The 1,251-nt window shown below is 64.2% G+C and carries 1 protein-coding gene; it reads left to right on the plus strand.

All coding sequences use genetic code 11. The annotated features are described in order from the left end of the window. Positions 1 to 91 precede the first annotated feature (91 nt). Positions 92 to 1,251, plus strand: a 1,160-nt coding sequence (locus WS49_RS25470) for a DNA circularization protein (protein ID WP_059534513.1), incomplete at its 3' end; no start/stop codon positions are given.

Here is a 1,251-nt window from a genome sequence, read left to right on the forward strand (position 1 = left end):
GTCGAAGGCCACTTCACGATCAATCTCGACGGCCAACACCTGTACGACTTCGTGTCGACGGCCAGCCAGAAGAACGCACTGAGGAACTGATATGGCGTGGAAAGACACACTGTTCGACGCATCGTTTCGCGGTGTGCCGTTCGACGTGAGACTCACCGACGATACGATCGACCGCGACACGGCGGAATATGCGGTCCCGCACGTCGACGGCGAGGATGTCGAAGACCTCGGTTTGAAGGCGCACACGACGAGCCTCACGGCGATCTTCTTCGGCGACGACTATGAAGTGCGGATGAAGGCGCTGCTCGCCGCGCTCGCGGTCAAGGGGCCGGGCGAACTGATTCATCCGGTGTTCGGCTCGATGCCGAGCATGCAGCTCATCGGCGCACACGTGTCACACGATTCCGACAACGTCGACGCCTGCGTGATCGAGATGCGATTCAAGCGCTCGACGCCCGCGAATCCGTTCTTTGTCGAACAGCAGCCAACCCAGACCGCCGACGCCGCAGCGCAGCTCGCGACCACCGCTCAGGACGCGGGCGTCAGCATGTTCGAGCGTGCCGTCGGCTTGCTCAAGACAATGAAGGCCGGCCTGCGTCGCCTCAATGCCCTGCGCGACGTGTTGAGCGAGACGCTCGGCCCGATCAAAGCGCTGGTCGTCGGTTTCCGCCGTGCGAGCGTCGACTATCTTTCGTGGCCCGGCGCGTTTGCATCCGACCTGATCGGCCTGGTCAGCGGCATTGCGGACTTCCGTTCGTTCGATCCGGGCCTCGTTATGTCCGATTGGAACGACATGCGCGACCAGATGAAAACGGTCGTGAAGCTACCCGCTGCGTCTGCTGCTGGCCAGCCGCTTGTGATTCCTGGTACGCAGGCGACAACCGTCGCACCGAGCGGCTCGACTGATCCGGCCGCGCCGTATGCACCGCCGCGCCCCGGTACGGTCGCGGCCGACGCATCCGACGTGCAGCTCGTCACGGCCGTAACGGCCGTCGTCGTCGCAACAGTTACCGCGAGCGTCGCGTCCGACGTTCTCGCGAACGAGGCCGACGAACCGACACTCACACCGGACCAGGTCGAGCAGATCGCGAACGACACGCGCGAGCTGATACAGACCGCAATCGACGCGGTCCGTGCGGCCGTGCCGGTCGAGCAGGCGCGGCCCGTTATCGAGCCGTTAAAAGAGACGGCGCTGACGGTGCAGGAGCTGGCGATCAAGGTGATCGACGTCCTGCCGCCGATCATCTCGCG

The sequence above is a fragment of the Burkholderia sp. RF7-non_BP4 genome (assembly GCF_001521935.1).
GTDB lineage: Bacteria > Pseudomonadota > Gammaproteobacteria > Burkholderiales > Burkholderiaceae > Burkholderia > Burkholderia diffusa.